The organism is Vibrio sp. KUL78 (assembly GCF_059725505.1).
On the sequence record NZ_AP045839.1, the window covers coordinates 222,196 to 233,272 of the forward strand.

The window sequence follows — 11,077 nt, forward strand, 5'->3', positions numbered from 1 at the left end:
ACTATAGATACACTAACGATATGCAACAGAGGATAATCGTTATGTCTATTTTTAAGTCAGTTTGGATTGGGATCGTGTGCTTAGGGATTACCGCCTGCGCATCAAGCCCTGCAGATGAATACGCGAAGCGCCTACAAGAACAACAAGAGCGAGTGGAGAAAATCAAAGCACAACAAGATGAGCTCAAAGTACAAAGTATCGACGATGCCATTGTTGAAGTGCCACCGTGGTTCTTTCAAGCGCCAGCCAATAACGGGAGCGGCTATTATGGCACGGGAACAGGACTGAGCTCTACGATGCAAGGTGCAACCGATAAAGCTAGGATACGCGCAGAGAGTGAAATCGGTCGTAAGTACTCCAACGACGTGGCGACCAACGCTAAAGATTACCGCGCCAGCGTGTCATCAAACGCCGCAGCCGGAGACACTGTCTCAGAAAGTACTGAAGTGACCATTGATGCGTTTTCGACGTCCCGACTCTCAAACCTCGAAATTGTGGATTACAAAATCCTTCGAGAAGGCACACAGTACCGGGTCTATGTCTTGATGTACGGTTCAAACCAAGTGTTTGATAAAACCGATCTGCTCAATGATGTTCGAGAAGACGCCGCACAAGCGCATGACGCTCTTCAAGAACGAGTGAAAGCAGAACGCGCGTCGGCATCGACGAGTGCGCTATGAATGCCATAAATCATCAACTGACGACTGCTGCTGCTTATGTAGCTATCTATAACCAGCAGTGGTCAACTTTTGAGTTTATGAGCCTTCCTGATGGACTTGCTTTTGCCATGCTTGGGGCGCTATTGCCGGATATCGATTGTCGCCATTCAACCATTGGGCGCAAACTCCCTTTTCTCTCTCTACCCATCCAATTGGTATTTGGACATCGAGGAGCGCTCCATTCCCTCTTGGCTGCATTTTGCTTGCTGTATTTTGCATCCCTTGCTGCTTTTCCTTGGGCACAGAGTTTAACCTTTGGTTTTATCGCGCACTTGGTTGGTGACTCGTGCACAAAAGCTGGTGTTAATTACTTTTGGCCAGTGTCGAGTCATCGCTTTCGATTCCCCATACTCATCGCTCGAAATCCACTCTTCGAGTACACCACTTCCGCTGTACTTCTCCTATTAGCTTTTCTTTCCTTTTGAGACTTCATTCTGTCTGCTTAATCCCATTACCCCGCCTTATTAGCCGCTAGATCTACTAGATGATTCTTTCTCATGTAATGGATTGACCTATGCTTAAGCAGCCAAATCTCTGTACTATGTCGCGACGTCTTCTCTTTGGCGCTTCTCTTCTATTTATCTGTAACTCGATGCTCGCTGCGCCCATAGAATGGCGCTATGACACTCACACCAAGCCCGTGTTCGAGAAGAACGCGCTCGGTAGCTTACAGCCCTCTCTAGTTGTAGCAACCGGGCTTGACCGTTTTGTCGTTGTAAAAGTGAAGGCCGCAGATGGAACTCTGCTCTCAGAGCATAGAACCGCACGTGTCACCATAAACGACCGATTAACGACAAGCACTGGCAGCACTTATGGGAAAAGTATCCCGCTATCATTTCCTCGAGAAGGGAAATATAGCGTAACGTATCAGATGCTCGACACACTAGATAGGGTCATCGAATCAGCTGAGTACAATGTGATTACGGACATCACCGCGCCGAGTGTTGGCCGTGTTACCGCAAGCATTCCATATGGACGCGGTATCGCTAATGATGGGCTGCCAATTTGGTCGCCTATTGAAGCTCGCGAAATTCGCGTTAGTAGTATTAGTGACAGCAACCCCATCATCGATACTTATTATGAAATTAGATATCGAGAAGGAGCCAAGAATGAGGATTTGATATCAACAGGCAAGCTAATCTACAACGCTGGCGAGCAAACCGCCATGCTTGGAACAGGGAGCATGTACTCCATTGACTACTCAAACTTTCCATCGGAGAAAATTGGCGCACGCTTTACTGCATTTGTGCTGCTTGGCCAACCGAACATGCGCCTTGTAACGAACAACAATTTGGTCGACAAAAATCCCGTTGACATCATTTTTCGAGTCCCCAACGATGAATCAAAAAAACTCAACCCAACTTACGGTGGATACCCCGAAGGGCATGGAGTTGCAGTAAATTACCAGTGGTTGACGCACGATAACGAATTCAGCTATTTGTTGGTTAAACAACTGCCGGTCGGCACAGATGGTCATGCTATGTGGCCGATCATAGGCCATACTGATCAATTCACATGGCGTTGCCACCCGTATACTCTTCCTAACGCGACATTTACAAGCTCCGCAATAGCACCAGTTTTTTTACGCTACGAGGCACTCATAGACAATTATGGCTGGGTTCCTAACTCGACAGGAGTAATAAATACCCCTGACATTCCGCGTGACACAAAACTATCCCAGCTTAAAATGTTCGCTGAACCAAGAAGTTATGCGCAGGATCTGATAGACGCAAACCTAGGGTATATGTGTACTGTACCTATTGGCGGGACAAGTTGCATTTATCGTCCTAATTGGCCGTTCAACTCTACGGGCACATCGGGTCACTATCATCAACGTCCCATGCTTACGAAAAGTGGAACAGAGCTCAGGACAGCTACCTCGTATATCTTTGAGTACGACGGCTCTTCTCCGATTATTCATGACGCATTTGAGTGGCTCGATTCAAAACGTATTCTATCGTTTACTGTAACTGAGTTGTTTAGTGGTGCTACTTGGGGGCGAGTCAAACTCGCACGTGCTGGAGTTCGCGTCTGGTCTACGGAGAACCAATTAGTAGCTGAAATCGATGGTATTAGTGAAACAGATGGTGATATCTCAAAGGTCAACACATCTCTATCCGGTATAGCAAGTGGAGACTATCGCATCGAAGCGTTTGCTGTCGATAACAGCCACAACACTACCAGCAAGACACTGCTCGACCAGGTGACGTTTGACAATGATCCCCCTGAAATAGAATTGCTCGTAAATCAAATAGATTTCATTCAAGGACAACTGGTAAAAGGACTCGAGTCATTGATGATCCGAGTGATAGATCAAAATGACGCAAGTGTAGAAAGTATGACTCTAACTGGTGGACCTGCGAGCGATTCTGTGGAGCTTGCGTTTGTTACTCAACAAAACGGTCTGACGTCGGTCAAGTACCCAAGGCTTTTTCCAAGCTTGGAAGCGGGTCAAGAGTACTTGATGACCATAGTGGCTGCAGATAAATATCAAAACAGCATCACTAAAATGTACCGCTTCAACTATGAGCCAAACAACCTGATTCGGCTCGAATCAATAGCCTATTTACCTGTTGCTCAAGAGCTCTTCGACAGTGGCGACGTGCCATTTGCGCGTGTATTGTCGAATTCACTGCGAACGGATGACGGTAGCATCGCGAGTGGAGTCCAAAGCCTGTTAGTGTCAGTGAGGTCAGACTCACAAACAGGAATCGCCATCAATGAGGTGCAGGTTCTTCCTGGTGAGACAAAGTCGGTGCAATACACCATTACAAATCTTGAAGGAATGTTGGAGCTACCTATTCGCCCCATAACTGTCGATAGCAATGGCGACGGTAGCGCAACCTTTCTTGTCGAAATCCCGTACATCAAATAAGCATCCATTTTGGCTGCTTAATCGGAAATCGAAGGGACAGAAAAACGCACACTTACATGTATTTTCACTGCGAAGTTCGACATGAAGACGGTAATGCTCTTCTTTTTATTTGCATTTTATTTGGTCGCGTAATCACAGATTAACACATAAGCATTTACAGCTGGCTACGGGCAGGTGGAATTACCTGTTCGAAATGCATCCGGAGTACTAACACCGACAGCAAAAAGTGCCTTGGCTTATTACGGTTTGAGTGCCCCCCTTTTTGGAGAACGACAATGAATAGATCTCTCTCATCCCTTGCCGCGCTGTGTTTTATGATTATGACTCCCGCTCACTCGGCCATCATCGAAGGGGCTGTTTTCAGCACTCCCCAAGGACAGAGTGTTGAGCGAGAAATTGAAGCGAAAACATTTTTAAATTCGGTAGGTGATATAACGCTATTCATATCGTCGGGTTTAGACCGAAAGTTACAAGTTGATGTGAGACACAACGGTATCGTCATAGAGCAATTTACGTCACCGGTTATCAATACAAACAATAGATACACGTTTGGTGAAAAGAGCTTTTATGGACTAGAACATACTCTGCGATCTTTGAATAGAGAAACACGCTACGAAATTGACATCACAACTTATGATTTATCAAATAACGCGCTGGCCGTGGATAGTTACCTATTTGTAAGAGACGTGACTCCTCCCCAAATCACGGGTGAAATCTATCGAAGTGACACTCATGGTGGTCACTTTCCAATGTTTGGGAGCATCGAGGCATTCAGTAACCGTGGGTTCAACTATTCCATCAGTGTTAATGGTATCCAAGATAGCTTGTCTGGCGTCGATAGAGCCACATATTTTATCCAACACCCTAATCACAGTGACTCTGAGCGCTATGAGGTTCAAGCCGATGTCGATGCAACATCGGGACTTGCCATGGTGCTAGCGAAACAAGCGGCTAACATCGAATATGCGGCGAAGCGCGCTGACTACACCATTGGGTTTGACCTATATGATAAAGCGAATAACAAAGCAACCGTAACTCGAGTGTCTAAGATTGACAACGAATGTCCGAGTAAACCTGTATTACAAATTCGAAATGCTGCATCCGGTGTATGGGAAAATTACAATGCGTCCGGGCATTACATTCACGCCAACCCTGTTCAGTTTCGAGCCTTGAGACCATCAGATGACTTTTACATTAATGGTTGGTACGGGTGGGGAGAGTGGCTGAGCTCTTCATACGCCTATAGCGGCGGGCTATATGGCCTACCCCAATCATCATATGTGACAGGCCAATGGAAAGTTGATGAGACGACATTTTCATACCCAAATAGTCTTATTTGGCTCGATTTTTTTACGAAATCTGGCTCAAGCTGCTATGTCCAGAGATTTGGTAACACGGACCTAAATCTAGTACCTGCGAATCAACATGTACAACTGGCCACAAAACTAAAATCTACCCAAGTCATGGCCAATAATGTTTGGGTCAACCCGCACCCTTCAACAGAGTTCAATGGTATCGCTTATGGCATAAAGGAACCAACCCATGTGTCGCACATTCGAGCTCACGTTGAACCAAGGAGCTATGTACAGGTATTGACAGATACGCTTGTGGGTGCAACGTGTCATGTACCAGTAGGAGGCACCTACTGTGATATACCGGTTAACTATTCATTTACTCCAACATCTAAATCATTTTTCTCTGATTTTTATATAAATGCGAAGTCGACAACAGGTCAGTTTGAGCAACGTGTTGGTATTGCACGCATCGTTTACGATTGGAACCCAATTAGTATTACAGACATAAGCCAGAATACGCTAGAACAAGAGCTGAAAATCATGACTCAAAATGGTGACTTGACCAATAACTGGTGGGATACCTATTTTGGCCTTCGTACAGTTGAAGCCAAATCATTGACAGGTAACACGCCTCTAACTCATGTCAATCTGGAACGCTATGATGTGCAGAGTCGCGCTGATTTTTTATCCTTAAAGGGGCTAAGTGAAGGCGTCCATGATATAGAGGTCACTATCACCGACAAGATTGGTACTATAGCTAAAACCATCACACAAGTAGATATTGATACAACATCCCCGTCAATTGATATCAGTTATGAGTCAGGTTCAATGCCAGAGACTATTTCCGACATACGAGATATCTTGGTAACACTAATGGATATGCACAGTTCACATGTTGTTGAAGCACACCTAACGGGTGCGTCAAGTAACGAAAATATCTTCCTTGGAATAGTTAACAATAATAATACCGCAACCTTTGAGCTTCCTCGAATTTTTCCAACTCTAATCGAAAATGAGCGTTATCAGTTAAAAATTGTCGCTGAAGATAGCTATAGAAATCAATCGACTGCGACTATCTCATTTGGATACATACCAAAGGGATTGATTACGCTAGAAGCGCAAACAACGTTGCCGGTTAGTCACCCTCTAAAAGACATCAATGACAATGCCATAGCGCGTTTTGTAAACAATTATCCATTGGTCACCGACAGCGGCATGATGGCCACCGGTATTCAAGATACATACATAACGAATAGAAAAACGTCGGACTTCGCAGTTATGGTGATAATAGATGGGGTTAAAGAGACGGTAGAACCGGGGACAACCATTCGAACGTCCCTCGACCTAGGAAATACCGGTTCGACATTTGAGATCCCTATTTACCCCGCTAGACCGGGCGAACTTGGTACTGCAAACATAATGCTCGATATTCCACAGTTAACAAGTCTCCATGATTAATGTTAAGCGCTGAAAGTGTTCACAAGCCCAGCAAGCTCTATTGCTGAATAATGTTTTAAGAACTTGAGCACTATTTCACACCTGGTTATCTCTAGGATTGACCCTACAGCTTCTGGGCTTCCATTAAACTGGTAACGTGACATTGCCCTGTATCTTGTTTGGTTTCAGATTTAAATGCAGTCAAACAAGGAAGGTCTCGCGGAGTTTCTATTTGAGATCCCTCAACTGAAGTCCATTTACTGAGATAAAAATTTAGACTAAATGGGTCGCTTAATCCCACATAGTAGATGATTCGAACGCTAGCCTTGTATGAATCAAGCGCTAGTCGGAGTCGAATATGAAAAAGGTAATGCTCTTCTTTTTTCTTTGCATGCCATTTGGTCACGTAATCTCTGCTGAACTCATAAGCATGCACAACTGGGTGCAAGTTGGTGCCCCAAGCTCCGGTGATTGGAACGTTGCTGAAGACGGCAATAGCGTCTATCAAAGTATCAACGGTCATCCAACAGCCTTTGTGTCTAGTGAGAAATACTCTTACCGAACATTTCGGGGAGTAATTCAAGTAAGTGAAGGTGTCGGCGACGACGATTACATCGGCATGATCTACGGCGAACCCGCTGGAGGGGGCTTTTATCTATTCAGTTGGAAGCAAGGCGCTACGGGAGCAAAAAACGGTTATACCCTACTCTATTTTGATGGAACGCTTGACGAAATGTCGCACTACGGATGGTTAGTGCATGACGAAGAAAAAGGTGTCAACACCATTCTAGGTAAGAAAGAAGGTGTCGGTTGGGTGCATGGCCAAGAATACGCATTTGAGCTTCAAGCGTATCCAGATAGGCTTGTCGCCAAAATTGATGGTCAAGTAATTTTCGATGTGAATGACCTTGAGATACCGGAGTCAAGATTTGGCTTCTACAACTGGTCACAAGGTGGAGTCCGTTACAACTCAATAGAACAGCTCTATCCGCCAATAGCAGAAAGTTTCGACGTGGAAAATACACAAGGGCAACAGAGGGTTTTTCTCGGTTCATATACTGACCAAAATACTGGAGACGTGCATACCTGCACACACAGCGCTGCAGAATATGGAATCGTATGGCTGAAAAAGCCTGAAAAGTATCCATGTCGTTTTATCTACTATCCTTCTCCACATCAGGCAGGCGTTGATACCTTTACCTACACCGTAACGGATAATTCAGGTCTTAGCACCAGTGCGACCGTGAAAATAAAAAACCAAATCGGTGGTAGCCATTTTAAGATGCCACATCAAGTAGAAGCGAACAAAACATATTCTATCTCGCTAAACCAGATCGACCTGAAAGACCCCCTATTTCCACGACCAGCGATAAACATAGTAAACAAACCGGGCTTTATTACTTATAACAGCCAAACAGACAGCCTAGAGATCAATCCGACAATCGGCGATCTTGGGCTACACAAAAACATCGAAGTATCATTTACTCAAGAGAATGTGGAATATACTGCTGGTCCCTATGACCTATTGGTTCATCCGCCGACATCCGACATTTCACTTACTCAAAGCACGAGTGCACCACCAGCGAATAGATTACTTAGCACTATCAATGAAAAACCTACTCACTCGCTTACTATTCCAACACTGCATACTACGCAAAATCACGTAGCGACTGGCATCCATAAAGCCATCGTTCAATCCAATAACTCCAACGAGGCATCGTTCGTAATAGCAGGCACAGACATTCACCCTGGCGACACCAAAGAGTTCTATTTTGACCTTGAAGAGGAAGGCACACCGCTAAGTATCCTTTTAGCTGACCCAGAACCTCGCACCCTAGCAGTGAACGTTGAAATCCCATATCTCTGGTCACCAGAGGACGTCCATTACATTAGAAGTTCTGCATGTAGCAGAGTACATTTCACGCCATATCGATGCAAAACGGTACTCGAGATTAACGGGATCAAAGCAAGTGAGGATGATGTACAAGTCATCGTATACAACACAGAAAACAATGAACACAACACCATAAGCCTAGACCAATCACTAACCAAATTACCTTCCTTTGAGAGCTGGCTCCAAGCACTCCCAGAGTTCAGTGATGAGCACATAGTATTAGTGAATTGCAACCTTGGCACTCTTGGTACTGCCCCATGCCGAAGTGTATTTGATCGTCTAAAAATAACGCTAGGACTAGAAGCAAATAGGTACGTGAATATGCATCAAGGCATAGGATTGCTAGTGTTTAATCGTAAGAATGGGACAATGTGGCAAAATTCAAAAGCCTTCAATCATATTGGCTGGGGCAGTGCAATGACAATATGGTTCCATTCTGATGAACTCTGACAACGTAAATGAGGGGAAACTTAACTCTGTTTTTTTTCTCCAGAAGTACCTAGCATTAAAGAGCTCGACTCTACCTTTTCAATGACTGCGTTAAGTGACTCAAACTCTATCGCATGATCAACCAGTAAGCCTTTACCTTGGCCACTTTGTGCTGTGCCATCACCCATATCCCCCATACCGCGAAGTAACAGATCGGCTTTGGCTAGAGAAAAACCATCTTCATTTTCACAAAGCGTCTTTAAACGTATCAAGGAGTCTTCAGAGATAGGCTTTGTTGGAATCAAATCACAATACCCGACACCTCCAGAGCGGGCAACTCGCCCTCGGATTTGATGAAGTTGCATCAGTCCCAAGTTTTCAGGATTAATAATCACCACATGCATCAAGTTTGGAATGGTCACTCCAACCTCAACGAAAGTGGTACTCACCAAGATTCGACCACAGCCTGATTTCATGTCAGTCATGGCCTGATCATTCACCTCTTTTGATAGACCGCCATGAGCCAATTTCACGCTATCTTCGCCGTAAACTTCTACCCAATCTTGATATAAGCTCTGTGCGTCGACACGATCCTGCTGACTTCCCTCCTGCAGAGACTCTCGCTTGGTGCAAATAAACAGCACCTTGAAGCCTTTTGCTACCGTATCCTGAACTCTGTGTACCACATCGACGACTTGATTATGCGAAAACAGTTCGGTCAAGACTTGTCTCGGGGTATGGTATCGAGTGATGGCAAAATATGGCACCATACCTAGCTCTAGCATCGCTTGAGTGCGCGGTATGCAGGTTGCAGAACTGAGCAGTAAGTGAGTTCGACCTACTGTAACAAGCTCCGCCTCTTTTTGCGAAACGCCCAAACGCTGCTCTTCATCGACCCAAACCAGATCAAACTCCACCGACGCTCGATTGTGGATGATCGCAGAGGTACCCACCACGATATCCATGCTTTCTGAAACTTCAGCTGCGACATTAAAACCACGCCCTTTAAAACGAGCAAGCTCTGCACGATTAAGCAAAAAGCACACTGAAAGTTCTGGGAAAAGTTCGACTAGCTCCGTGTAGATTTGAATACCCAATATGACGCTTGGGATCATAATAGCAACACGCCCACCCGCATCAACGAAATGCCGAGCAACCATTGCACCTACAATGGTCTTTCCCGTACCGACATCCCCCATAAGCACCGAGCGTGGCGCGCCTAGCTGATAGGCAGACAAAATACCTCGAACAGCTCCTTGTTGTTCGTCGGTTAGACAAAAGCTCGCTCTATCAAAATAAGCGTTCACTTCTTTTTTGAACGTGAGCGGGGCGTCAATGCGTGAGTCGCAAGCCTTAGACGCTACCATTAATAGTGAAGCCAGCTTTTGTAATATTGAAAAGCAAGTCTGGGCGCGTGCAGTGTCACTTGGATAATGAACTTCACGCAGCACGTCCTCCAATTGAATACCATGAGCTTCTATTACTTCACGTAACTTCGCTGGTGGCAGCTGCATACTGCTAATCCGTTCGCGAATGTAACTCGCTGATGCAGCAATGAGCTCTTCGAAGTATTCAGACAGTTTTGCAGAGTAACTCAACCCATTTAGCGCTTTAACTCGGCATGTCTTATAGAGACCGACGCGCTTGAGTCGCAAACTATCGGGGATCAGTTTTGGTGTAGTGAGGTATCTTTGCTGGCCGACATCCTTTACTTTTACAAGTAGTTCAATTGTGTGACGATCCGAAGCAGCAAATTGCAGTGCCTGGTTAATCTCAGAAGACGCAGGGTCGAATGATGACAATTCAAACCGACCATCATTGGTACTGATTTCTCCGTAACCTCGGCGATAGTGACGTTGCCAACGCGTAATAACGCCACGCACCACAACTGTCGATCCATCTTGGCAATCTGACGCAGAACCGACATTTAAAGAAAGATAGTCAGTCGGCAGCCTCAAGAGAATTTGCCATGGATGTTTAACTTTGAATAATTTGCAAAGCTCTTCCAATGTTATTCAGTGGATGGGCGAGAGATAACGTAGGTCTTTTCAGGTACGTCTTCAAACGTTGTTCTCTTCACCTTAAGTGTCCACTCCTCCCCTTTCATAGGTTCAAATGTAAACTCCTGGAACTTGCTTTTTCCAATCAAGCGATCCTTATCTCGAGTGAAAGCAACACGCAGCAACCCAGTCTGAGTAATCAACCCTTCATCGACGATTTCAAAACTAAGTCCATTGTCACTCTGCCATTCACCAAGCAACAGGTGATGTTCAGTCTCTACTGTGGTCTCGGCAAAATCTGATTGGTATACCCAAAACACAGGAAAACAAAGCAAGCCAACAATACAGCCAAACAATAATTTCTTTTTCATGATAACCCCCTTCACACGACGTAATGTCCGTTATGGTAGTGAAAGCAACAAAGCAGA

Annotated in this window: 7 protein-coding genes; 5 read left to right on the forward strand and 2 right to left on the reverse strand. The window is 45.1% G+C overall.

The genetic code is table 11. From position 1 onward, the window contains the following. Window positions 1–41: 41 nt before the first annotated feature. The 5 genes from AC6I8Y_RS26795 (at window position 42) to AC6I8Y_RS26815 (ending at window position 8,670) form a co-directional block, all read left to right on the forward strand. The gene (locus tag AC6I8Y_RS26795) at window positions 42–680 is read left to right on the forward strand and encodes a hypothetical protein (RefSeq protein WP_498023246.1); all 639 of its coding nucleotides are present in this window, start codon (window positions 42–44) and stop codon (window positions 678–680) included. Further along, window positions 677–1,144 carry a metal-dependent hydrolase gene (locus tag AC6I8Y_RS26800; protein ID WP_353500399.1) on the forward strand — a complete coding sequence of 156 codons (468 nt, stop codon included), beginning with the start codon at window positions 677–679 and terminating at the stop codon, window positions 1,142–1,144. The genes AC6I8Y_RS26795 and AC6I8Y_RS26800 overlap by 4 nt, the downstream gene beginning before the upstream one ends. A gap of 89 nt (window positions 1,145–1,233) precedes the next feature. After that, entirely contained in the window at window positions 1,234–3,594 is a 2,361-nt protein-coding gene (locus AC6I8Y_RS26805; protein WP_498023247.1) for an Ig-like domain-containing protein, read from the forward strand. A 275-nt stretch (window positions 3,595–3,869) separates the two neighbouring features. Next, entirely contained in the window at window positions 3,870–6,347 is a 2,478-nt protein-coding gene (locus AC6I8Y_RS26810; RefSeq protein WP_498023248.1) for an Ig-like domain-containing protein, read from the forward strand. Between the two features lie 337 nt (window positions 6,348–6,684). Next, a complete protein-coding gene (locus AC6I8Y_RS26815; protein ID WP_498023249.1) occupies window positions 6,685–8,670 on the forward strand; it encodes an Ig-like domain-containing protein in 1,986 nt (661 codons plus the stop codon). 20 nt (window positions 8,671–8,690) lie between these two features. Here the strand turns inward: AC6I8Y_RS26815 and AC6I8Y_RS26820 are convergent, their stop codons facing one another. Continuing rightward, window positions 8,691–10,607 carry a helicase-related protein gene (locus AC6I8Y_RS26820; protein ID WP_498023250.1) on the reverse strand — a complete coding sequence of 639 codons (1,917 nt, stop codon included), beginning with the start codon at window positions 10,605–10,607 and terminating at the stop codon, window positions 8,691–8,693. A 53-nt stretch (window positions 10,608–10,660) separates the two neighbouring features. After that, window positions 10,661–11,020, reverse strand: a complete 360-nt coding sequence (locus AC6I8Y_RS26825; RefSeq protein ID WP_498023251.1) for a hypothetical protein — start codon at window positions 11,018–11,020, stop codon at window positions 10,661–10,663. Window positions 11,021–11,077: the final 57 nt, after the last annotated feature.